Source organism: Shewanella aquimarina (assembly GCF_023349185.1).
Lineage (GTDB): Bacteria > Pseudomonadota > Gammaproteobacteria > Enterobacterales > Shewanellaceae > Shewanella > Shewanella aquimarina.
Genome location: NZ_JAKIKY010000008.1, coordinates 133906 through 157699, shown reverse-complemented (window position 1 = coordinate 157699; position 23794 = coordinate 133906). Strand labels below are relative to the sequence as shown.

19 protein-coding genes are annotated in these 23794 nt (G+C 56.3%); 7 read left to right on the top strand and 12 right to left on the bottom strand.

Annotation, left to right across the window (positions count from 1 at the left end):
* Window positions 1-46 precede the first annotated feature (46 nt).
* Complete coding sequence (locus tag L2731_RS11775; protein WP_249253274.1) at window positions 47-3739, bottom strand: response regulator; 3693 nt, start codon at window positions 3737-3739, stop codon at window positions 47-49.
* Between the two features lie 232 nt (window positions 3740-3971).
* Window positions 3972-5366 carry a PhoH family protein gene (locus tag L2731_RS11770; protein ID WP_239852782.1) on the bottom strand — a complete coding sequence of 465 codons (1395 nt, stop codon included), beginning with the start codon at window positions 5364-5366 and terminating at the stop codon, window positions 3972-3974.
* Between the two features lie 363 nt (window positions 5367-5729).
* Between L2731_RS11770 and rapA the strand changes: the two genes are divergently transcribed.
* Both rapA and L2731_RS11760 read left to right on the top strand, forming a co-directional pair.
* Entirely contained in the window at window positions 5730-8636 is a 2907-nt protein-coding gene (gene rapA, locus L2731_RS11765) for an RNA polymerase-associated protein RapA (RefSeq protein ID WP_249253273.1), read from the top strand.
* A gap of 140 nt (window positions 8637-8776) precedes the next feature.
* The gene (locus tag L2731_RS11760; RefSeq protein WP_249253272.1) at window positions 8777-9631 is read left to right on the top strand and encodes a DUF3530 family protein; all 855 of its coding nucleotides are present in this window, start codon (window positions 8777-8779) and stop codon (window positions 9629-9631) included.
* Between the two features lie 11 nt (window positions 9632-9642).
* Here L2731_RS11760 and L2731_RS11755 read toward each other — a convergent pair whose 3' ends face one another.
* Both L2731_RS11755 and L2731_RS11750 read right to left on the bottom strand, forming a co-directional pair.
* Window positions 9643-10140 (bottom strand): YqhA family protein, encoded by a 498-nt coding sequence (locus tag L2731_RS11755; protein ID WP_041510868.1) that lies wholly within the window; start codon window positions 10138-10140, stop codon window positions 9643-9645.
* A gap of 123 nt (window positions 10141-10263) precedes the next feature.
* Window positions 10264-11073, bottom strand: coding sequence for a crotonase/enoyl-CoA hydratase family protein (locus L2731_RS11750; RefSeq protein ID WP_249253271.1), 810 nt, complete (start codon window positions 11071-11073; stop codon window positions 10264-10266).
* A 405-nt stretch (window positions 11074-11478) separates the two neighbouring features.
* Here L2731_RS11750 and L2731_RS11745 point away from each other — a divergent pair, with 405 nt between their 5' ends.
* Both L2731_RS11745 and L2731_RS11740 read left to right on the top strand, forming a co-directional pair.
* Window positions 11479-12474, top strand: coding sequence for a response regulator (locus L2731_RS11745; RefSeq protein ID WP_239852789.1), 996 nt, complete (start codon window positions 11479-11481; stop codon window positions 12472-12474).
* 13 nt (window positions 12475-12487) lie between these two features.
* Window positions 12488-13459: a GGDEF domain-containing protein gene (locus tag L2731_RS11740; RefSeq protein WP_239852791.1), complete on the top strand. Its 972-nt coding sequence runs from the start codon at window positions 12488-12490 to the stop codon at window positions 13457-13459.
* 132 nt (window positions 13460-13591) lie between these two features.
* Here the strand turns inward: L2731_RS11740 and rraB are convergent, their stop codons facing one another.
* The 6 genes from rraB to L2731_RS11710 all read right to left on the bottom strand — a co-directional run bounded on the left by rraB (window position 13592) and on the right by L2731_RS11710 (window position 18309).
* Window positions 13592-13999 (bottom strand): ribonuclease E inhibitor RraB, encoded by a 408-nt coding sequence (rraB, locus tag L2731_RS11735; RefSeq protein WP_239852793.1) that lies wholly within the window; start codon window positions 13997-13999, stop codon window positions 13592-13594.
* 24 nt (window positions 14000-14023) lie between these two features.
* Window positions 14024-14758, bottom strand: coding sequence for a 1-acylglycerol-3-phosphate O-acyltransferase (locus L2731_RS11730; protein ID WP_041510864.1), 735 nt, complete (start codon window positions 14756-14758; stop codon window positions 14024-14026).
* 235 nt (window positions 14759-14993) lie between these two features.
* Entirely contained in the window at window positions 14994-15785 is a 792-nt protein-coding gene (locus L2731_RS11725) for a metal ABC transporter permease (RefSeq protein WP_249253270.1), read from the bottom strand.
* Window positions 15786-15842: 57 nt separating this feature from the next.
* Entirely contained in the window at window positions 15843-16754 is a 912-nt protein-coding gene (locus L2731_RS11720) for a metal ABC transporter solute-binding protein, Zn/Mn family (protein WP_249253269.1), read from the bottom strand.
* Complete coding sequence (locus L2731_RS11715) at window positions 16738-17937, bottom strand: hypothetical protein (RefSeq protein WP_249253268.1); 1200 nt, start codon at window positions 17935-17937, stop codon at window positions 16738-16740. Before L2731_RS11715 ends, L2731_RS11720 begins: the two co-directional genes overlap by 17 nt.
* A 78-nt stretch (window positions 17938-18015) precedes the next feature.
* The gene (locus L2731_RS11710) at window positions 18016-18309 is read right to left on the bottom strand and encodes an ABC-type zinc uptake system zinc chaperone (RefSeq protein ID WP_283165066.1); all 294 of its coding nucleotides are present in this window, start codon (window positions 18307-18309) and stop codon (window positions 18016-18018) included.
* Between the two features lie 261 nt (window positions 18310-18570).
* Here L2731_RS11710 and L2731_RS19560 point away from each other — a divergent pair, with 261 nt between their 5' ends.
* A complete protein-coding gene (locus L2731_RS19560; protein WP_268747965.1) occupies window positions 18571-18696 on the top strand; it encodes a hypothetical protein in 126 nt (41 codons plus the stop codon).
* Between the two features lie 67 nt (window positions 18697-18763).
* Here the strand turns inward: L2731_RS19560 and L2731_RS11705 are convergent, their stop codons facing one another.
* Complete coding sequence (locus L2731_RS11705) at window positions 18764-19099, bottom strand: hypothetical protein (protein WP_249253264.1); 336 nt, start codon at window positions 19097-19099, stop codon at window positions 18764-18766.
* Between the two features lie 123 nt (window positions 19100-19222).
* Between L2731_RS11705 and L2731_RS11700 the strand changes: the two genes are divergently transcribed.
* Window positions 19223-20845: a mechanosensitive ion channel family protein gene (locus L2731_RS11700; protein WP_249253263.1), complete on the top strand. Its 1623-nt coding sequence runs from the start codon at window positions 19223-19225 to the stop codon at window positions 20843-20845.
* A 69-nt stretch (window positions 20846-20914) separates the two neighbouring features.
* Here L2731_RS11700 and L2731_RS11695 read toward each other — a convergent pair whose 3' ends face one another.
* Window positions 20915-22609, bottom strand: a complete 1695-nt coding sequence (locus L2731_RS11695; RefSeq protein ID WP_249253262.1) for a formate--tetrahydrofolate ligase — start codon at window positions 22607-22609, stop codon at window positions 20915-20917.
* 173 nt (window positions 22610-22782) lie between these two features.
* Here L2731_RS11695 and L2731_RS11690 point away from each other — a divergent pair, with 173 nt between their 5' ends.
* Window positions 22783-23673 carry an aldo/keto reductase gene (locus L2731_RS11690; protein WP_249253261.1) on the top strand — a complete coding sequence of 297 codons (891 nt, stop codon included), beginning with the start codon at window positions 22783-22785 and terminating at the stop codon, window positions 23671-23673.
* The last annotated feature ends 121 nt before the right edge of the window (window positions 23674-23794 follow it).

The following is a 23794-nucleotide window of genomic DNA, read 5'->3' as shown; positions in this document are numbered from 1 at the left end:
GGCCAAGGCCCCTTCTGTTCTCTCACATACGCATTGCACTGTCCGATTAGTGACGCACTATCCACTGGGCCAGGGTGTCGAACAGCTCGTTGAGCACGATAGGCTTAGTGATGTGGGCGTTCATGCCCGCCGCCAGGCTCTTCTCGCGATCACCCGACATGGCATGGGCCGTCATGGCGATCACCGGCAGCTCCTCCTTGGTGTAGCGCTTACGCAGCTCCTTGGTGGCCGTCAGACCATCCATCACAGGCATCTGAATATCCATCAGCACGGCGTCATATTGCTTGGCGTCCACCATGTCCAGGGCAACCTGGCCGTTTTCGGCCACATCTACCTCGTAACCCGCGCTCTTAAGCAGCTCGGTGGCCACCTGTTGGTTGATGAAGTTATCTTCCACCAGCAGGATCTGCCCAGATCCCGTGGCCTTACCTTCCACGGGTAGGGCCGCCGCAGGATTGATCTTAGGCTTGTCGATGAAGGCTGAAATGATCTCGTCAAACAGGGCCGAGGCCTTGAACGGCTTCTGCAACATGGCGTAGATGTCGAGATCGTCCAGATCTTCCTTGAGCGGCTCCGAGGCGTAGGCGGTCATCATGATGATCACCGGGCGCTTCTCCAGGCGACCATCGGCCACCATGGCGTCCAGGGCCTTGATCACCTCGACCCCATCCATCTCAGGCATCATCCAGTCGAGCAGCAGGAGATCCACCGGCCTGTGCTCCAGCTTGTACAGGGCCTCGGCGCCGTTAGAGGCGGTATCCACGTCGAAGTGGAAGTCGCGCATGGCGGTCGAGTAGATCTGCAGCGCCGTCGGGTTGTCGTCCACCACCAGTGTCTTCAGGTTACCTATCACCTCGGGCACGATAAGGGGCTTCACCTCGGCCTCTTCGGCGATCTCGAAGCTGATGGTAAAGCTAAAGGTACTGCCCACCCCCAGCTCACTCTGCACCTGCATGGTGCCGCCCATCATGGAGACTAGATGCTTACTGATGGAGAGACCCAAGCCTGTGCCACCGTACTTGCGGGTAGTCGAGCCATCGGCCTGGGCGAAGGCGTCGAACAGGCTCGCCTGCTGCTCCTTGCTGATCCCTATGCCGGTGTCGCGCACCCAGAACTTGAGGGTGATGCGATGATCCCGCTCGCCCACATCTTCACAGCCCAGCTCGATTTCGCCGCTCTGGGTAAACTTGACCGCGTTGCTGAGCATGTTGATCAGCACCTGCCCCAGACGTAGGGGATCCCCTTCGAGGATAAGCCCGGCGGTAACAGGGGCGTAAAGCAGCAGCTCGACGCCCTTCTCCTGGGCCTTGAGGGCGTTGAGGTCCAAGGCATGGTCCAGCACCTTGTCCAGCGGGAAGGCAACCCGTTCCAGCTCCAGCTTACCGGCCTCAATCTTGGAGAAGTCGAGGATGTCGTTGATGATGCGCAGCAGGGATTGCGCCGAGAAGCCCGCCTTATCCAGGTAGTCCGCCTGCTGCGGCGTCAGCTGAGTGCGGCTGGCCAGCTGCAACATACCGATAATGGCGTTCATCGGCGTGCGGATCTCGTGACTCATGTTGGCCAGGAACTCACTCTTATACAGGTTGGCCGATTCCGCGTCCTGCTTGGCCTCCAGCAGCGCCACCTCGTTGCTCTTATGGCGGGTAATATCCTTGTGGGTACCCACCATACGCTTAGGCTGGTTGTCAGAGGTGAACTCCACCACACGGCCACGGCTGAGTACCCAGTGATACATGCCGCTCTTGCCGCGCATACGGAATTCGATGTCGTAGGCGCCGATAGGATCCGCCAGATACTGCTCGCGGTACTCCTGCACCCGAATGCGATCATCCGGATGCACCAGCTCGTCAATGGTCGACACCAGGGCCGGGAATTCATTGCTCTTATAGCCGAGCATAGAGTAGTAGGCCGGGTTACAGATGATCTGCTCAGAATCCAGATACCAGTCCCACAGACCATCTTCTACCGCGTCCATCGCCAGGTGATAACGCTCCTCCGACAGCCTGAGCTGCTCGGCGGATTCATATTCCCGGGTTACGTCACGCCACACGGCGATCAGACCCAGCAGTTCGCCACGGCGGTTATAGAAAGGCAGCTTGAGGGTATCCAGCAGCACAGGCTTGCCCGCCAGCTCCACCTTCTCCTGATAACGCAGCGGCGTGCGCTCGGACAGCACCCGCTCATCCTCGGCGCGGATCCGCATCGACTGCTCGTTGCTGGTCATGGTCTGGGAATCCTGACCTATCATCTCGCTCTCGGTATATCCCAGCATGCGTTCGGCGGACTTGTTACAGCCCAGGTATTTACCCTCTTTATCCTTGAAGATGATCGCCTCTGGGATGGAGTCCAGCAGGGATCGCAGCAGGGCGTATTCCCGTTCGCGCCGCTCTGTGGTCTCCTTCAGGCGCTCGGTGCGCCGCGCCACCAGGTTATCCAGGCGACGGTTCTGCTCCGCTAGGTGACGGGTATATTGCTGGTTTTCTTCGAAGATACGACTCACCAGCTGGAACCATGGCTCCCAGCCCTGGGTGATCTTGGCCGGTGGCTTGCGTGGCTCCTGAGAGCAGCCCTCCAGATGCGACAGCAGACGCGACGCCGGGTTAACGAAGGAGCGGCGGGTCTGCCAGTGCACTATGGTCACCAGCACAGACAGGGCGATCACCACCAGCAGGAAGGTCAGCTCCAGCTTCTCCCAGGAATCCTTAAACAGCTCGTTCTCGTCCTGCAGGTAGAGCAGGCGCCAGGGGGCATTTTGCAGCGCCACCGAGTGGATATAGTAGCCGTTGCGCATGATCCCCTCGTGGGCATCGAACAGCTCTGACTCGGGCACCGAGTGCAGCGCCGAAGGGATCTTCTGGCTGATATGGAAGACGCGGTTAATGTCGGCGGCGTCGATATCGCTGTGGGAGAGAATATTGTTTTGCTGATCCAGCAGAATAACCGTGCCCGGCATCTTGAAGTAGAGGCGGATCTGCTTGTCCAGGGAGGAGAGGGTCATATCCAGGTTGATGGAGCCGATAAACTCATCTTCCAGATAGATGGGCACACCTACAGTGGTTAGCAGCCCCTTGCCATTAGGCTCCACATAGGCGGGGCTCCAGGCCACGCTGCGCTGTGGGTTCATGGCGGGGGTGACCAGCTGGAACTGCTGCTTCTTCAGCAGCTCGTCGCGAAAGCGTTGTTCGTCCGAGGGCCAGGGATAGTAAGACATCATCCTGTGTTTGGAGATGTAGTAGATGGAGGAGGCCTTGGGCGCCGCCTGTCGGGCGACCGGGAAGGAGAGGGAGAGCTCGAACAGCATCTCCAGCTCCTGATAAAACTTGTCGCTGCGGCCATTGAGGGAGCCCGCCCCGGTGATCCGCCCCATGTTGGTGAAGGGCTTGCCGCTCTGGGCATAGCTGGGCTCTAAGGTAAAGAACTGGCCGCTCTCGTTAAACTTCTCATACTGGGGCAGACGGTCGGTACGCACCAGCTCGCCCAGACGCAGGTGATCCACCGCCACGTTGCGCAGGCTCTTCACCGCGCGAATGCTGGATTCCAACAAAAGGTCGATCTGCAACACGTGACGCTCGACCAGCTCTTCGCGCTGCTCCATCATCTGGGTCTTTTGTCGCTCGAAGAAGATCCAGGCCGTCAGCAACGCCATGATGATCACGCCGATATAGGTATAGAAAACCGCGCGATTGTAGTTTTTTTGAATCGGAGACTTAAGCTGTAAGTCCGGCTCTGTCGACTTCATTGATTACCTTTGAAAACAAGCATCTGCCCTTGGGGTTAACCTGAGCGGCGCATCATATTCTGCATATAGTATCAGGAAGCCAGCCCAATGGAATACAAAGGGGAGTCGCTTTTGCCAGAATGATCTCAGTTGGCCTGGGCCGACAAATTGATGCAGCTGCCTAGCGCTGCGCTTTCTTTAGACAAAAGACTCCACCCTGGGAGCCTTTTATCGTCATTGACCGTCTAAGCGGCTATAGGTTTTCCTCGGCAAACTCGGCTAGGCGAGAGCGCACCACGCCGTTGAGGTAGACGTTGGCACTGCCATCGAAATTTTTAAAGCGCTCGACGATATAGGTGAGCCCCGAGGTCACCGCCGTCAAGTAGTTAGAATCGATCTGCGCCAGGTTACCGCTACAGATCAGCTTAGTCCCCTCGCCCATACGGGTGATCATCGTCTTGATCTGCGAGGCGGTCAGGTTTTGACACTCGTCCAGCAAGACCACAGAGTTCTGTATCGAGCGTCCACGCATGAAGTTAATCGACTTAAACTGTATGTTGGCCTTGTCCATGATGTAGTTCATGCTGCCGCTGGGGTTGACGTCATGCTTGTGTAACACCTCCAGGGTATCGGTAATGGCCGCGAGCCAGGGCGCCATCTTCTCCTCTTCGGTGCCGGGCAGGAAGCCGATAGATTCGGCGATCTCCGGCGTGTTACGGGTGACGATCACCTTGTCGTAGAGGCCCCGCTCCACCACCATCTCCAGCGCCGCCGCCATGGCCAGCAGCGTCTTACCACAACCGGCGGGGCCGGTGAGGATCACCAGATCGATATCTGGATCCAGCAGCGCCTGCATCGCCATCCCCTGGTAGATATTTTTGGGCTTGATGCCCCAGGCATCCAGGTTGAGCAGGCGATCACGGCCGAGGTCCAATATCTCCAGATCCTCGTCGTTATTGCTCAATACCCGGCCACAGAAGTTAGAGTCTTCGTCGATAAGGTATTGGTTGGTATAAAAGTTTTCCTCACCCACTTCCCTAACCGGCACCCTATGCACCGTATGGCGCCCCTGGGTTTCGGTATTCACATGCTCCTTGCGCGCCCAGAAATCCCCCTCAAACTGGTGAAAACCTTTGGTGAGGAAGCGAATGTCGTCGATCAGCTGGTCGGTGCGGTAGTCTTCGACCAGGTTAATGCCGGCGCCCTTGGCCTTGAGGCGCATGTTGATATCTTTAGTCACCAGCACCACATGGCGTGGGGCAAACTGCTTCTGCAGATGCAGTGCTGTGTTGATGATGCGGTTGTCGTTATTGTCGCCAGGCAGGGATGCCTGGGTAAATTCGAGTTGATGGTCGGGGAAGATAGAGAGGGAACCTACTGCGTCACCGTGTCCTTCACGTTTGGGTAAGGGCACCCCGCTGACAATCTCTTCTGGGGTGGTTTGCCCACCGAGTATATCTTCCAGTGCGCGAATGGCGACTCGGGCATCTCGGCTAATATCTCGTTTCCTGTCTTTGATCTGATCCAACTCTTCAAGGACAGTCATGGGGACTACGACATCATGCTCCTTAAACGAATAGATGGCTAAGGGTTCATGCAGTAACACATTGGTATCCAGTACAAACAACTTCTTGTCGTCTTGTTCCATGGCGCCTCCACTTGTGCGTAGGGTGTTATATTTGTAGTCGAGCGAACTGAGTGGGTAATTAGCCTCCTTCTCTATCAGTATAGTGACGCGCAACAAAGCACTTAGCGGTTAAATCCATACTGACACCAAAATCTCACGGCTTCAACGGAAACTTGCCCAGAAAATCGCCCGACCCAATTTGAGACTGGTGGCCTAAAATGACATTAAGATGACAAGGCGGGTGCCAGCCGATCCGATTGGATAATTTGTAATCTTTAGGCTTTTTAACGAGGCAATTACGGGTCAGATGTGTTCGACATCAAAGCCCCGATTGGATAACATACGCGCCCTTTCGTGATTCACCCTGTAGATGAGAATTTGTAAATGCCCTTTTCCTTAGGTCAACGTTGGATTAGTGATACCGAATCGGAACTCGGTTTAGGTACTGTCATTGGACTCGAAGGCCGTATGGTCACCCTGATGTTCCCCGCCACTGACGAAAACCGCATGTTTGCCCGCGACGATGCCCCGCTAACCCGAGTGATCTATAACCCCGGCGATATCATCGAGAGTCACGAAGGCTGGAGCCTCAAGGTCAGCGAAGTCGAAGAGAAGAACCAGCTGGTGATCTACCACGGTATCCACACGGAAACCGGCGAGGAGGTCAGCCTGCGCGAGACCCTGCTCAACCACAATATTCGCTTCAACAAGCCCCAGGACAGACTGTTTGCCGGCCAGATCGACCGTCTCGACAGATTTGGCGTGCGCTACCAGAGCCAGCTACTGCGTCACAAGCTGGCCACCTCAGATCTGCTGGGCCTACAGGGGCCCCGTGTCGGCCTGATCCCCCATCAGCAGTGGATCGCCCATGAAGTGGGCCAGCGCTTTGCACCGCGCGTCCTATTGGCGGACGAGGTAGGCCTGGGTAAGACCATCGAAGCCGGCCTGATCATTCACCAGCAGCTGCTGACCGGCCGCGCCGAGCGTATCCTGATCATAGTGCCAGACACGCTGCGCCATCAGTGGTTAGTGGAGATGCTGCGCCGTTTCAACCTGCGCTTCTCAGTGTTTGACGAAGACAGATGCGTCGAGGCCTATGCCGACCACGACAACCCTTTCTACACCGAACAGCTGGTGATCTGCTCGCTGGAGCTGCTGCGTAAGAAGAAACGCCTGGACCAGGCATTGGATGCCGACTGGGATCTCATGGTAGTCGACGAAGCCCACCACCTGGAGTGGACCGAAGAGGAACCGAGCCGCGCCTATCGCGTGGTCGAGGCCCTGAGTGAAGTGGTCCCCGGTGTGCTACTGCTGACCGCGACCCCGGATCAGCTGGGCCACCAGAGCCACTTCGCCCGTCTGCGTCTGCTGGACCCGGATCGCTTCTACGACTATCAGGCCTTCCTCAAAGAGGAGGAGAGCTACAAAGAGGTGGCCAGTGCCGCCGATGCCCTGGCCAGTGGCAAGCGTCTGCCCGACGAGGCCGTTGCCAGCCTGACCGAGCTACTCAACGAGAAAGATATCACCCCGGCGCTGCGTCTGATCGAGGACGAGAGTGTCGATGATGATCAACGCGAACAGGCCCGCAGCGAGCTGCTACAGGAGCTATTAGACAGACACGGCACCGGCCGCGTGCTCTACCGTAACAGCCGCGCCTCGGTGAAGGGTTTCCCGACCCGTATCTTCAACGCCCATCCGCAGACCATGCCGACCCAGTACGAGACCGCCGCCCGCGTGTCAGAGATGATGGGTGGCCAGACAGATCTCACCGCCAAGGTGAAACAGGCGCTGAGCCCGGAGAAGCTGTATCAGGCGTTTGAGAGCGACAGTGCCAGTTGGTGGAAGTTCGACCCAAGGGTCGACTGGTTGATCGACTTCCTCAAGAATCATCGCAGCAAGAAGGTGCTGATCATCGCCAGCCAGGCGGAGACCGCCCTGAGCCTGGAAGAGGCGCTGCGTACCCGCGAGGGCATTCAGGCCACAGTATTCCATGAAGGCATGTCTATCATAGAACGCGACAAGGCCGGCGCCTACTTCGCCCAGGAAACCGGCGGCGCCCAGGCACTTATCTGTAGCGAGATCGGCTCAGAGGGCCGTAACTTCCAGTTTGCCAGCCATCTGGTGCTGTTCGACCTACCGCTGAACCCAGATCTGCTGGAGCAGCGTATCGGTCGTCTGGACCGTATCGGCCAGGCCAACGATGTCGAGATCCACCTGCCCTACCTAGCGGGCACGGCCCAGGAAAACCTGATGAACTGGTACCACAAGGGACTGAACGCCTTTGAGCAGACCTGTCCTACGGGCCATATACTGTTTAACGAGTTTTCCGACGAGCTGCTGACCCAGCTGGTGTATCGCGACGAAGATCAGTTCACCCAGCTGCTCAACCACACCCAGACCCGTTACAAGGCGCTGAAGAAGGCGATGGAACAGGGCCGCGACAAGCTGCTGGAGATCAACTCCCACGGCGGCGCCAAGGCGCAGAAGTTGGTGGAGAGCCTGGCGGCCCGCGACCAGGACACCCAGCTGATTGGCTCAGTGATCCGCCTGTGGGACATCATAGGTGTCGAGCAGGAAGATAGCGGCGAGAACGCCATCGTGCTGCACCCGAGCGAGCATATGATGTTCCCCACCTACCCAGGCCTTCCGGAAGACGGTATTACCGTGACCTTCGACCGAGAGATGGCGCTGTCCCGCGACGATATCGCCCTGATCACCCAGGAGCACCCGCTGGTACAGACGGGTCTGGATCTGATCACCTCCTCCGAGACAGGCACCACCAGCGTGGCCGTGCTCAAGAACAAGGCCCTGCCGGCAGGCACAGTCTTCCTTGAGCTGATCTACATGGCCGATGCCTCGGCGCCGCGTTCGAGCCAGCTCTACCGCTACATGCCACCTACCCCGGTTCGTGTGTTGCTGGACAAGAATGGCAACAACCTGTCGGAGAACGTCAGCTACGAGAGCTTCGACAAGCAGCTGAGCGCGGTCAACCGTCACATCGCCAGCAAGCTGGTCAACGCGTCGCAGACCCTGCTGCACCCGCTGTTTGCCAAGGGTGAAGCCTTTGCCGAGGCGGCGATGAAACAGCTGACCGAAGAGGCCAGCGCCAAGATGACTCAGCAGCTCACCGCCGAGCTGGAACGTTTGGAGGCCCTCAAGGCAGTCAACCCCAACATCCGTGACGAGGAGCTGGAGCACCTGAGAAATCAGATGGTCGAGCTGGGCAACTACCTAGATGGCTGCCAGCTGCAACTGGACGCCGTGCGTCTGGTCCTAGTCAGCCATGCCTAATTCCAGTTACGCATAACTCTCTCCCTATGGCACCGACCCTGGTCGGTGCCAGCTTCTTTCGCATTTTATCGCCATTGGCAAGCACTTAGGCTTATACTGACGCCATAGTCAAAGTTAACGCCAGATGACCCAATAAGCCGATGAATCTACGCACCACACTGCTCATCCTTACCCTGTTTCCCCTTATGGCTCTCGCCCAGCGCAATACCATGCAAGACTATGATTACCTGCCGCCAACCGAGGTGGCTAAAATCACGGTCGAGGGCACAGAGCAGCCGGTATTGGTGCGCCCCTGGCAGGGACGAAATCAATATGGCGCGGCGGTATTGTTAGGGGACTTGGGCGAAGATGCCGACCCAGAAGGCCTGCTCGCCTTTCTCAGACGCGATCTCACGCCCAAGGGCTGGGCGACCCTGAGCATAGGTGCCCCCCAGGGGGCATCACAGCCCAACCATATCACTGATGCCGGTGAGATCCCCAAGCCCGGCGAGGCGCAGCTCAGCCAGAAGCGTGATCAGAACCTGCCCAAATACAGCCAGGAAGATTGGACGGCGCTAAGGGAGAAACAGAAAACCGCCCTCAGTCAAACCCTGGGGCAGCTCGACGGTTTGGGGAAGACGTATCCCGGTAAGCGAATACTTATCGTCAGCGGCCAGAGTGCAGGCCTGGTTATCGAGATACTGACCGCCGCCGCGCTACCGAGCCCGGATCTGCTGGTGGTGATCAATCCCTATCTGGAACTTGAGGCGGAGAATCGGGATCTGCCGGGCAAGCTGGCTAAGCTGGCGCTGCCGGTATTGGATATTCAATCCCCCGACGGGCTACCGGCCTCCCTGGCGACCCAAAAGGCCCGCAAGGCCCTCTCCCCCATGGGGCAGCCACTGCGTTATGAGCAGCAGCGACTGGCGTTAAACCTGGATCAGCCCACAGCCTGGCAGGAGGTACTGATCCTGGTTCAGGGCTTCGCCCAGCGTATTCTGCGGGCCTATCCCTAAGGCTTAGAGGTTTACTTCTTATCTTTACTCAGCATCAGCGCCAGGGCGATCAGCACGACTATGATGCCCATGTAGAGCAGCTCCAGCATGGAGGTCGGCTTCATCTCGGTAAAGTAGGAGAACACCTTAATGATCAACATCATGAGGATCACTTTACCCAGCTTGCTCTTGAGCGAGTCTATGCTGCTGATCACTAAGATCTTGCCACCGGCGACGCTGTCTTCCGCCGCCTGCAGGTTGCTGATAAACAGCTCATACAGGCCAAAGGCAAAGATAAGCAGCACAGACCCCAGCAGGAAGGTATCTAAGATCTCCACCACCACCATCACAAGATCGTTACGTACCTCGTAGCTGCCGCTGATCACATAGTCCCACAGCAGGTCGACCATGTGGATCACATCCTTGATGCCCATGACAAACACCACAAGGGCCGCCAGCACACAGGCAAACACCCCTATCATCACTGAGAGGCGGCTACTCCAGAGAAATCGTTCAAACCCTTGTCGCATTATCCTGCTTTCCTTTATCAAAATTTTGGCAGCAGGATACTAGCGAGCCTCGGGATGTTCGTCTCGCCGGGCGAGAGGTAGTGTGAAGCCGATCACATTGAAAATCTGTTGTGACTCATTCAGTTAACGCCACCAGGGCTGACGTGGCTGATAACGACGCTCAGGATCTTTGGTCTGACGCAGGGCGGCAATCAGCCGATTCTTGCCCACAAGCAGACGCACCTGACTCAGGGACTCACGGGCCAGCAGGCTACGCTCACCGGCGCGCCAACTCTTGTTGATGCTGAACTTGATCGCCGCATTGGCATCGGGCGAGGTGTTGGCCAGTCGATGTGCCAGGGCCTCTGCCACCTCCCGCGGCGCCTCGCTCACCTGGGTCACCAGGCCATAGGCCTTGGCCTGCTGGGCGTCGATCACCTCGGCCGTCATGGTGAGCTGCATGGCGATATCCTTACCCACTAATTCTCGCAGACCGACTAAGCCCGCCATGTCAGGCACCAGTCCCCACTTGGCCTCCATGATAGAGAGACGACAGTCTGGCGCGGCGATACGCATATCCGCCCCTAAGGCTATCTGGGTACCGCCGCCATAGCAGATCCCCTCGAGCACGCAGATCACAGGCACAGGCAGTCGACGCCAGCCGATCGAGACCCGCTGCGCCAGATTGGCATTACCCGGCAACCACTTAAACAGCAACTTAAACGCCTGCATGGGTGACTTCATCACGCTGGCCACATCCAGGCCGGAACAGAAGTTACCGCCACTGCCACTGAGGATCACCGCCCGCACGTCTCTGCGCCTGGCGATATGCTTCTGCACCTTAACGATAGATTCGAACAGTTCATAGTTAAGGGCGTTGTACTTTTCCGGCCGTGACAGCTCTACCCAGGCGATGCCTTCGGCTATGGTCAGGGTGACGTTGGGGTGTTGCATTCCTTTACTCCTCAATCGCTGCGCTTAAACTCTGCTACTGGTCAGTCCAGAAGGAAATGTAACACATTTGGCAAATATCCCTAAAAGATATAACATGAGTCCGTTTTTTGACTGGCGTCAAAATATTGCCACCCAAGAGTTTACGGTTGTTAATCAAGCTGATAGATAATAACCTTTGGACAGAGTTTGTCATTTACCTGCTCCCGCTACCCGCGCCAAGCTGGCTCGGATGCCTGGAGATCGGGTAAATGTCCCGGTAAATGCATCAGCAACAAGCCCCGTTAATCCCTGTCGTTACCAAAGACAAAACCGATAAAACTGCCTCAGGATGAAGCTTTTAGCCACCAAGCAAGTGATTTGGTGTTATCTTCTAATAATGAAGGCAGATTAGGATGTTATAACTAGATGTCGATCCCCGTACTCATATGCGATGACTCCGCACTCGCTCGCAAGCAGATGGCCAGGACCCTGCCCAAGGAGTGGGATGTCGAGATCACCTTTGCCAACAATGGCGCCGAAGGTATCGAGGCGATCAGGGCCGGTAAGGGCGAAGTGGTCTTTCTCGACCTCAACATGCCGGTGATGGATGGCTACGAGGTACTGGAAACCATTCAGAAAGAGGATCTACCCGCCCTGGTGATCGTGGTGTCGGGCGACATTCAGATCAAGGCCCACGAGAAGGTGAAGGCCCTGGGTGCCCTGGACTTTATTCAGAAGCCCGTCAGCGCCGATGCCATCAGTAACATACTCCAGGAATACGGCATACTCACCATAGCCCTGGGCGAGCAAGAAAACGACAACCCCATGATCGAGGTGGATCTACGCGACGCCTGTCAGGAGGTCGCCAACGTGGCCATGGGCCGCGCCGCCGATCTGCTGGCCAAGCTGCTGGATGTCTTCGTGCTCTTGCCCATCCCTAACGTCAACGTGCTGGAAGTCAGCGAACTCACCATGACCCTCAAGGCCACCGAGCAGTACAGCACGGTATCGGCCCTGTGTCAGGGTTTTATCGGCGCAGGGGTAGCTGGCGAGGCACTACTGCTATTTCACGACTCCTCCTTTCAGGACATGGCCAAGCTGATGGGACTGGCAAACCCTGAGGATGCCAATACTGAGATAGAGGTGATGATAGACACGGGCAACGTGTTGATCGGCGCCTTCCTCAGCGGCATCTCAGAGCAGCTACACATGAAATTCAGCCAGAGCCATCCCGTGGTGCTGGGGCGCCACTGCACGGTGAACGACCTGATCCACGACAACTCGGAGAAGTGGTCTCGCACCCTGGCGATGGAGATCAACTACCGCATCGAAGGGCATGATATTCAATGCGATCTTCTCTTGTTATTTACCGAAGAATCTTTGCCGACGCTTAACTATAAGCTGGGCTATTTGCTGGATTAAGTTGGATCAAGATATGCCATATGACCAAAGCGCGATGAACGAACTCCACTGGCTAATCGATATGGTGCAGACCATAGAGGTCGGCCTGGTCGTGTTGGATCGCGATTACAACATCCAGCTCTGGAATGGTTTCATGGAGAACCATAGTGGCATCTCACCCAACTCCATCAAGGGCAAGTACCTGTTCGATCAGTTCGACTACCTGCCGGCGACCTGGCTGAAACAGAAGATGGAGTCTGTCTTCCTGCTGAAGAATCGCGCCTTTATCAGCTGGGAGCAGCGCCCCTATGTGTTCAAGTTCGGCAACTATCGTCCCATCACGGGCCGCGCCGACTTCATGTACCAGAATGTGACCCTGCTGCCGCTCTCCTCGCTCACCGGCCAGATCACCCATATCAGCATGATCATCTATGATGTCACCGATGTGGCGATCAACAAGCTACAGCTCAAGGCCGCCAACGAGCGCCTGGAACACCTGAGCCAGACAGATGGATTGACCCAGCTGCATAACCGCCGCCACTGGCAGCTGTGTATGCAGAAGGAGTTCGACCGCCACGCCCGCTATGGCGAACCCACCACGCTGGTGATGTTCGACATCGACCATTTCAAACGCATCAACGACACCTACGGCCATATCGCCGGTGACAAGGTGATCCAGCATGTGTCCCATATCCTGCGCCAGTCCCTGCGGGACACAGACTGCGCCGGCCGCTACGGCGGCGAGGAGTTTTCCGTGGTGCTGTCGAACACCAACGCCGAGGCCGCACTGCATTTTGCCGATCGTCTGCGGGAGAAGATTGAAGCCTCGGAGCTGAGATTCGAGAGCGCCATCCTTAAGGTGACGGTGAGTATCGGCATCTGCGGCATAGACGAGCATCTGAGCAACAGCGCCCAGTGGCTGGGTCAGGCCGACAGCGCCCTCTATCAGGCCAAGCAGCAAGGGCGTAACTGCTGCGTCATCTTCGAGCCAGGCGAGGCAGACTAGTCCGCCACGGCTAAATGGCAAGTGGCAAGCGGTAGGTGTTAAATGGCAAGTGGTCACAGACACAAAAAAGCCCATCATAGATGGGCTTTTTTAATGGCAGCTGCTAAATGGAAACAGCTTAATAAAAACAGCTTAATGGAAGCGAGAGTCTTCCTCTTCATACTCCTCGTCGCCACCTTCCATATCGTCGCCGATGAAGTAGGTGCCCCAGCCGTCGTAATCCACCTTCAGCTTAGCCGCCAGCTGGATCAGATCTTCACAGGCCTTGTCCAGCAAAGCCACGTCGAGTTTATGGTAGGCGATGGCGTCGAAACAGAAGAGCACTGAGCCATCTTCCAGCTCCATCTCTTCGGCATCGTTCACCTCGAAGCCCATCTTAAAGGCTTCCACCGCCGCCTTCTCCAGACGGTCGAAGTTAGAGGCCGAGAAGTGGTGTTCTATGGTGTATTCGGCATCGGGCTCAGAACCATCGGCAAGAATCGCGTCGACGATCTCCTGGTTTTCCTGTTTCTGTTCCTGCAGTTGACGTTCTGTAGACATGGATCTCTCCGAATAAAAGTGTTCTTAATTAATTGCTTTCTTGGCCATCAGGGCGCTGGCTTCCTGATTCAGCTGAGCCAACTTCTCCGCCATCATGGCATGAATCCGAGTCGATAGCTCTTTTACCTGCGACTTAGCCAGGCCTTTGGTCTCTATGGGATCCATCATCTCGATGATCACCACGCCGTTATTCCAGCGGTTAAGCTTAATATGTTCCTGATTCGAAGCCAACACAGGCACCATGGCGACACCGGCCTCGATGGCGGTATGGAAGGCGCCCGCCTTGAAGGGCAGCAACCCCTTGCCCCGCGAACGCGTGCCCTCGGGGAAGATCCAGATAGAGAGGCACTTATCTTTAATCTTCTTCGCGGTCTGCGCCATGGTCTCGAAGGCGCGGTTACGGTTTTTACGGTCGATCAATATGTTCCCCGATAACCAGTATATCTGGCCGAAGAAAGGGATCCACGCCAGGCTCTTCTTGCCCAGGCTGACAGTGCCCTTAGGCACGGCGGCCGTATGGGTAAACATATCAAAATTGTTCTGATGGTTAGCCAGGAAGATACAGGGCTCGCTGCGCTCAACCTTGGGCTTACGTACCACGACCTTGACCCCTAAGACAGGCGCGGCCCAGGAAAATATCTTAGCAAACAGATGAACATTGTCTCTATGGCGGGGACGCAGCAGACAATAGAGGCCACCGAAGACAAAGGCCAACAACAACATGATGGCTAAGATCAGAGATCTGAAGATTAACAGCACAACTTACTCCTGTGATTTCAGTGGCGACATTATAGCAGCAGGCCTTTTGACTTACACCTGTCGTCTTAGGGCCCCAAAGGGCTTACAGCATACCTGGCGAGTGTTAACGATATAAGTCATGGAATTAACAGTGAAAAAACATCGCCTCAACGGAATGCTGGCAAGAAAAAAGCGGGAGAGTGCCTGTTGCACCCTACCCGCTCATCTCTCAAGCACCTCATCTTTATCGACTTTTCTAGTTAGCACTAACCTTCGTAATCGAACTTTCCCTCGTCAGGCGAGGCTGTAACAGACGAAACGCCACTGTGCTGACCGCCAGGGTCGCCACAATCGCAGCGCCGCTCGGCAGGTCGAAACTGGCCGACAGCAACAGGCCAATGCCATAGCCCAGCAAACCCACCAGATAGGCCAGCGGCCATTTGCCCCTGCCGCGCAGCTTGTTAACCGCCAGCGCCGGCAGGATAAGGGAACTGAACACCAGATAGACGCCCACCAGCTCTACCGACAGGGTGATCACTAAGGCAAACAACAGATAGAAACCGGCACCATTGAGTATTGCCGGGCGCAGGGCGATGATCGCCAGCACCAGTGCAGACACCACGGCAGGCAGAATCAGCTGTGACCAGTTCACCCAGAGGATCTGGCCGGACATCAACTGCTTAAGCATCTCTGCGCCGTGGGGATCATTTGACAGCAGTAACATGGCCGCCACCGCCGACAACACATAGAAGCAACCTATGATCGCCTCCAGCTCGTTGGCCATCCGCTTGGCCAGCCAGGCGATAAACCCTGCCCCTAAGAGGGCAAACAGCGCCGGCATCCAGACCGTGACATAGGCTAGATGCTCCAGCTCGTGGTTGGTGTGGGCAATGATGGCCCCCAGCGCCGCCACCTGGGCGATCGCTAGGTCGATGAAGATGATGCCGCGCTTGAGCACCTGACTGCCCAGCAGCACATGGGTTGAGAGCACCAAGATACCCGCGGCGAAGGCGGGTAGCAGGATAGATAAGAGATCGAGATCAAACATGATTGAGTACCAAAAAACGAACAACGGCGCCCCATGGGGCGCCGGATATAAGCCAGGCTAGCGATTCACACCCAGCAATAACTGGATAACGCTGTCGTACAGGCCGAAGAGGTCCTGTGCGTCATCGTTACCGCCGACCGACATGGGCAGATTCACCACTGGCAGGCCGGTGCGCTCACCGAGCCACTTGGCCCCGCGCTCATCCTGATAGGAGGCGACTATGATGGCCATCACATCCCCCTGACCGGCACGCCCCTGCAGGCTTGCCAGGTGACCCGTGCTCGGCGGCAGCCCCGGCTTGGGCTCGAGATCCCCCACCTGCTCCATGCCTAACCAGTTGAACAGGTAGCGGAAGCTGGTGTGATAGGCGATCACCTTCTTGCCCTGAAGCGGCGCCACCTGTGACTGCCAACGGCCTATCGCCGCCTGCCAGCGCTGACTGAAATCGGCCAGGGCCGACTCATAACCCGCGGCATTATCCGGATCGAGCGCCACCATCTTGGCCGACAAGGCCTTAGCCACCTGGAGCAGGCGCTCCGGATCGAAATGCAGGTGTGGATTACCCAGGGCATGCACATCACCCATGCTGCGATCCACCTGGGCCAACTGATCCAGCGTCTGGATATGCTCGGCGGCATAGAACAGCCCCTTATCGGTGGAGCGCACCTGGGCGTTGGCCGACTTCATCTGCAACATGGGCAACCAGCCCACCTCGAGATCGGCACCGGCACATACGGCCAGATCCGCCTGGCGCATCTTGGCAATCAGGCTAGGCCTGGCCTGAACCTGATGCGGGTCCTGCATCGCGGTCGTCGCGGCGTACACCTTAGTATCCGGCGCCAGCTCCTTGGATAGCGCGGCATATTCAGGCTCGCAGGCGAAGATATTGAGTTTCGCCTGTGCTCCACAGGCAAAGCTGAGTGCCAGCGCCGCAACGCCGGCCTTTAAGTAATTAGAATTGATGCGCACCGTGAGCCCCCAAAGTCATAACATATTGAAGTGTAATGACGTTATCGTCGGTGATGCCGTCAAAGTTAGTGCCCTGCTGATTGGTATATTGTAGACGCACGGTCGAGAAATGGCTGTGGTGCCAGGCCAGGCTCACCTCTGTCTCTTTCAGTTTCTGTGCATCGAAATGCTCATCGTGCAAAAGATGTGTATCGACCTGACCGTATCTCACGCCCGCCGACCAATTTGGCGAGAACTGATACACAGAGCTGAGGTACCAGCCGGTGTGAGCATCCGGCTTTGAGGTATCGTGATCGTCAACCAGGTCATGATCGTGCTCCTCGAGCGGCGCATAGTCGCTGACGCGGAAATACTCGCCGCTCAGGGTTAAATGCTGATACTTGTAGTTACCCTGTGGTGCCCACTTATAGACGAAGTCTGCGATGTAGGTGTTCTCACCCGTATACCTTGCCCCATGGCTGTGGTCATGATCGTGCTCTTCTTCGGCCACCACGGCTTCTTCATGCTCCTCATGGGCAGTGAGACGACCGTTCTCGTTACGCAGGTAACTCAGGCCCAACATCCAGGAGCTGCTGACGCCTATGTCGCCACCCAGCTTAGTGTAGGCGGTGTAGACGCCGACGTTCTTAAACTCGCGCTCACCATGCTCATCTTCGGCGCGCATGCTGTCGCCCTTGAAGGCCTCGATACCCATGGTCCAGTAGAGGTCGGTCGGCGCGACATAGTCCAGACGCACACCGTCATCAAAATAATGACTGCCCAGGAAGGCGCGATAGGCCGCCGGGCGATCCGAGAAGGCATCTGTGTGCACATGCTGATTGTTGAGATAGCCAACATCCGACAGGAAACGACCGCCGCGCATAGAGAAACCATAGGGCATACCCAGGGTCTGAATGAAGGCCTCCTCCAGCCCCACCTCGGTCTCGCCGTCATGGACCTCGATCACCGAGGTCAGCTTGCCGTAGAACATGTCATCTATGTTGGCGCTCAGTGCCAGCTCGGTATGACCCAGGCCAAAGCCTTCGACCCGCTCGGCCATTGGACGCTCGGCGTTCTGATAATAACCATCGAGTACGGCGCTAATAGCAGGATTCGTCAGGGTTGGATCCGCTGCAAAACTTAAGTTTGGCAAAAAGGCACAGGCAAGTGCTACCGCCGACAAGCGCGCATTGAAATTCATCATAATGTCTCCAAAAAAATAGCTAAACGACTCTGCTGCCAAGGAGGCGCAGAGTATTAATCATCTTAAGTTTTTGAGGTATTACGATAAGGCGGGCGGGGCGCGACTTTGGAAATAGTCGACATGAACGGCTGCAAGCGCAGTAGACTCTCGCAGCGGCACTTCCACCGAGAGCGTGGGCAGGCTAAAGCTGAACTCGTCGACCGGCAAGACGCTGTTAAGCTGCAGTTTTTGAATACACAGGGTACAGTGAGTCGTCGCCCCGTCGTCCAGATGTTCGAGGCTATGTGCCGGGGCGAGCACAGACAAGCAGAACAATACGGCACTAAGCCATATCGCCACTCCTCTTACTTTTGCTCTTACCGATATTGCCATGAGATCAACTGGAACCATTCAAATTCCGACCAAGTTTAGGGATAAGAGTGATGAAGTCAAGCCACAATTGACGCCCGCTCGAGCAGGAATGTAACAAAAGTTATTGGAAAATTTTACTTAGGCGCCACGCCAAAGCGTGGCCCACATCACGGCCAGATTGGCTAAAATTAAGTCTGACTTAAGTTAGTGACACTAAGATTACAGCCATAGTGGCTATCGGCTACCGACTCTTCCCATTCAAGGTTAAAGGAAATGCTCTCTATGAAGGAATTTTTTCGCGAAAATTTCAAAATGCTGTTCTGGACCACGATCTTTATCGTCGCCATCCTGGGCGGGATCTATTACGTCGAAGCGGCGCTCGAGGCCCAGGTTCAAGTCATAGATTAAGATGGCGAGCGCTAAGCCAAGATAAAACCCGGCATCTTCTTAGCTGGCTTTCACCAGCCAGCTCATCTCAGCGATACTTCTGTCGCTGCTCGCTGTCATCCACCTCTTGCCTCGGCGGCGCTTGAATCACCTTGAGGTGATCCATCATATGACTCACCAGCAATATCATCACGGCAAATATCGCCACAGGCGTAGTCAGGTTACGCCAGTCAGGCAAGAAATAGCCCAGGACCAGCATCACCAGGCCTAGATAGAAGCCGAGTATTTTCAATCGCATCAAGATGGCACTTCGCCCTAGCCAGGCCTCGCAATGGGGGCATTGGATCTGCGCATCCAGCCCCTTGCCCCGTTGGGCATCGACCTGAGCGGCGCGAAAGGAATGACTACAGTGAGGACAAAGCACAACAAACTCTCAAATAACGACAAAGAGTGCTAGTCTACCAGATTGAACCGCCGCGCGTTGTGAATTTACAGCGCAGATGGAACAGATTATGATCCAGCGATTAGCTAACACAGGACGGATAATATGTTACGCACCTTAGCCCTGGCGCTGGTGACTATGATGGCGCTAGCCCATCTTCCCGCCACCGCCGATGAAGCCCTCCAGACACCTCTGCCCCTGACCGAACTGACTCAACTGCAACAGACCATAGATTTAGACATCGCTAAACTTGGCAATGCCAATGGTGAAATGAAGCAGTTCATCGAGTATCGCATCAAGGAACACGCCAATCAGGTCCATGACAAGTTCAAGGTGCTGATGAAGCAGCAACCGCTGGATAAGGCTGCACTTCTGCCGCTACTGCAGAAGCATCTGGCCTTCATCGACAAGGTGGCCGACTACTACGCCGCCGATATCGACCAATTCAAACAACAACTTGGCAGCGATAATGACACGGGTGTCATGTATAAGCTGGCTATGCGGGATCGTCAGCGCGACGAGATCCTCGGCGCTAAATACGAGACCCTCACCTGGCTAAATGAGCTAGGCGAAGACACTCAGGCCATCAAGACCCAACTCACGACTCAGCTACTCAAGCGCTCAGACATGCTCAATAGCCTGGTACACTTTACCCAGGACAAGCTCAAGTTAGCCGTCGACGAGGCGGCTAAGGCGGGTAAGGATGTCACTGCTGAGCAGACCGCTCTGGTCACCAATCTCAACGAGCGACTCAGCCTCACCAGCGCCAGCCTGTCGGTGGCGATCGAGCTACTAGACGCCCTGAGCCAGGACACCACAGTGCTAAAACAGACCCTGTTTAGCATCTCAGGGGATATCACCCAGGATGTACTCAACGTCGACGTGGCCAGCAACCTGCTGGATGAGTGGTGGAACAAGGCTAAGAATCAGTTGCTGGATAACGGTCCAGGGCTGTTGTTCAAGCTGTTTGTCTTCCTGCTGATCCTCTTTTTAGCCCACCTGGCCGGCAAGGCGGTGCAGCGCATCGTCAAGAAGATGGTCAGTAACTCTAAGCTGAAATTCAGCAAGCTGCTGCAAGACTTCTTCATCTCCCTGTCGGGTAAGACGGTATTTGCATTGGGTCTGATGATCGCCCTGTCACAGCTGGGCTTCGAGCTTGGACCACTACTGGCAGGCTTTGGGGTCGCGGGTGTCATCATAGGCTTCGCCCTGCAAGATACCCTGTCCAACTTCGCCTCGGGCATGATGATCCTTATCTATCGCCCCTATGATGTGGGCGACCTGATCAACGCCGCGGGCGTCACCGGCAAGGTGAGCCAGATGAGCCTGGTCTCCACCACCATCAAGACTCTGGATAACCAGCGCCTGATCATCCCCAACAACAAGATCTGGGGTGATACCATCAACAACATCACGGTAGAACATCAACGCCGCGTCGACATGACCTTCGGCATTGGCTATGGCGACAACATAGAACACGCCGAACAGGTGCTACGCGGCATAGTCGAAGAGCATCCAAAGGTGCTCAAGCAACCCGAGCCGACGGTGAAGCTGCATCTGCTGGGCGAGTCTTCGGTGGATTTCGTGGTGCGCCCTTGGGTGAAGCCGGAAGATTACTGGGATGTGTACTGGGACATCACCCGTGCGGTGAAGATGCGCTTCGATCAGGAACAGATCTCCATTCCTTTCCCACAGCGCGACGTGCATATCTATCAGACAGAAAAATAGTCGCTCACATAAAAACGCCTGCAACTGCAGGCGTTTTTTTATCTCACTAGGGCCGATAACCCACTTGCCTTAGGCCAGTCCGGTGATCTCCCCCTGCTCATCGATATCGATATTAAGGTAGCCTGGGCGTATTCCCAGCCCCGGCATTGTCATCACCTTACCCACCAGCGCCGTGATAAAGCCGGCTCCGGCATTGAGTTTCAGCTCGGCGATGGGTAACTCAAATCCCTGCGGTGCCCCCTTGAGCTTAGGATCATGGCTGACCGACATGGGCGTCTTGGCGATACAGAGCGCCAGCTTATCGAATCCATGACGTTGCAGCTGGGCCAGCTGGGTCTTGGCCTTGTCGGATAGGCTGATACCGCTGGCGCCATAACCCGCCTCGGCGATTGTCAGCAACTTGGCCTCGATGGACTGCTTGGTCTCATAGAGATAACGGAACTGGCTCGGCTGCTCTGTGGCGCGCACCACGGCCTCGGCGAGTGCCGCGGCGCCCTCGGCGCCCTGAGAGAAGGCTTCGCAGACCTCACAGGCAAACACACCCTCTTGCAGCACGCGGGCCTTGAGCCAGTCCAGCTCCTCCTGGGTATCCTCGGCGAAACGGTTAATCGACACCACCAGCGGCAGGCCATACTTGGCCACATTGTTGATGTGCCAGCTTAAGTTGGCATAGCCGGCGGCGAGCTTGTCCATCTCGCTTCCCGCCTGGGGATCATGGGACTTGAGCGCCTTGACCGTCACCACCAATACCGCCGCATCGGGCGCATTGCCTGACTGACGGGTCTTGATATTACAGAATTTCTCGAAGCCCATGTCGGAGCCGAAGCCCCCCTCGGTCACCACGATATCTGCCAGTCTGAGGGCGATATCGTCGGCGATGATCGACGAGTTACCATGGGCGATATTGGCGAAGGGGCCGGCATGGATCAGACAAGGGGCACCACTTAAGGTCTGCATCAGGGTCGGCGAGATGGCCTGACTCATGATGGCCGTCATGGCGCCGGCCACACCAAGATCTTCGGCGCTGATGTAGTCGCCCTGTTTGTTCTGCGCCAGCACGATACGACCGATGCGGGCACGCAGGTCCTTAAGATCCCGGCTCAGCGCCAGAATCGCCATCAACTCGGAGGCGGCGCTGATGTCGAAACCGCCCTGATGCACTGGGCCGTTAACCTCGCCAAGGCCGACCGTTATGGTGCGCAGGCTGCGCTCATTCTGATCCACTACCCGGCGCCACAGAATCTTGTCGGGATCGATATCTAGGGGCGCTAGCCCGGATTGTTCGCGAAAGGCATCACTGCCCAGGCGTTGTTCGTGATAGAGACGGGCATCGATGGCCGCTGCCGCCAGGTTATGGGCACTGGTCACCGCGTGTATGTCGCCGGTCAGATGCAGGTTAAGATCTTCCATGGGCACCACCTGGGCCAGACCACCACCTGCGGCGCCGCCCTTGATGCCAAACACAGGCCCCATGCTGGGCTGGCGGATACAGGCGCAGCTCTTCTTGCCGATCGCCTGTAAGCCCTGGGTCAGGCCGATACTGGTCACTGTCTTGCCTTCGCCAAAGGGGGTCGGCGTGACTGCCGTGACTATCACTAACTTACCATGTTTGTTATCTTTAATTCGGTTGGTGATAGCCAGATCGACCTTGGCCTTGGTTCTGCCGTAAGGGCTTAATTCGTGGGGCAAGATCCCGAAAGCAGTAGCTATGCTTTCTATGGGTTGTAAGCTGGCTTGGCGTGAAATTTCGATGTCAGTCAGCATATAGCGCTCCTACAATAAATAAGCATGAAAAAAAGCGAGCTGGTGCGAATATAGAGCAAAAAATGGTCACAACAAACCTATTCATTGTCGGTGAAGGCATTAATTAAGGATTTATGAATCTAAATCAATAAAATGATTATTAATGGAAAAAATTAATCCAAACGGAGCGGCCCATGAGTCAGCAAAGCTTTACATTCTCCCCCTTTATTGCCGGCTTCTGGCGCCTCGATAGTTGGCAACAGACACCACAGCAGACCCTGGCGTTAATCCAGCACTATCTCAGCCTAGGCGTGACCTGTATGGATCATGCCGACATCTACGGCGAGTACAGCTGCGAGACTTTATTTGGCCGCGCCCTGGCCCTCGAGCCCTCGCTTCGACAACAGATGCAGATAGTCACCAAGTGCGGCATCAAGCCCGCCTTTGGCTCCACGCCTGAGCGCTACGTCAACCACTATGACACCGGCTACCAACATATCCTCACCAGCGTCGACAACTCGCTTAAGGCGCTGCAGGTGGATGAGATAGATCTGCTGCTCATCCACAGGCCCGACCCCCTGATGAATGCCGACGAGGTCGCCCAGGCCTTCGAACAGCTCTATCAGACCGGCAAGGTGCGCCACTTTGGCGTCTCTAACTTCACCCCGGCTCAGTTCGACCTGTTGCAGTCCCGGCTGGATCGCCCGCTGGTGACCAACCAGCTGGAGATCTCGCCCTTGGCCATGCATACCCTAAGCGATGGCAGCCTAGATCAGGCGCAGCAGTATCGCTGTCCTCCCATGGCCTGGTCTTGTCTCGGGGGCGGTGAGATCTTCCACAGCCAGAGTGAGCCGGCCAAGCGACTTCGCCAGACGTTAACCAAGATAGCCGCCAACCATGGCACGGACGATATCAGCCAGATCATCTATGCCTGGGTGCTGGCCCTCCCCAGCCAGCCAAAACCTATCATAGGCAGCGGCAATCCGGCGCGCATCAGCGCCGCCGTGGCTTCCAGCGAGATCACACTGGACAGACAGGAGTGGTTTAGCATCTGGCAGGCCGCCACCGGCCACAGCGTGCCCTAGCAGAAAGCTCTACTCCTTAACACAGGAATAAGACAGCAACAAAAAAGCCAGCAATCCGCTGGCTTTGTCATTTCTATCTCAAGGCTCACGGCTCAGGTTTGAGACTTAAGCAAAACCTTAG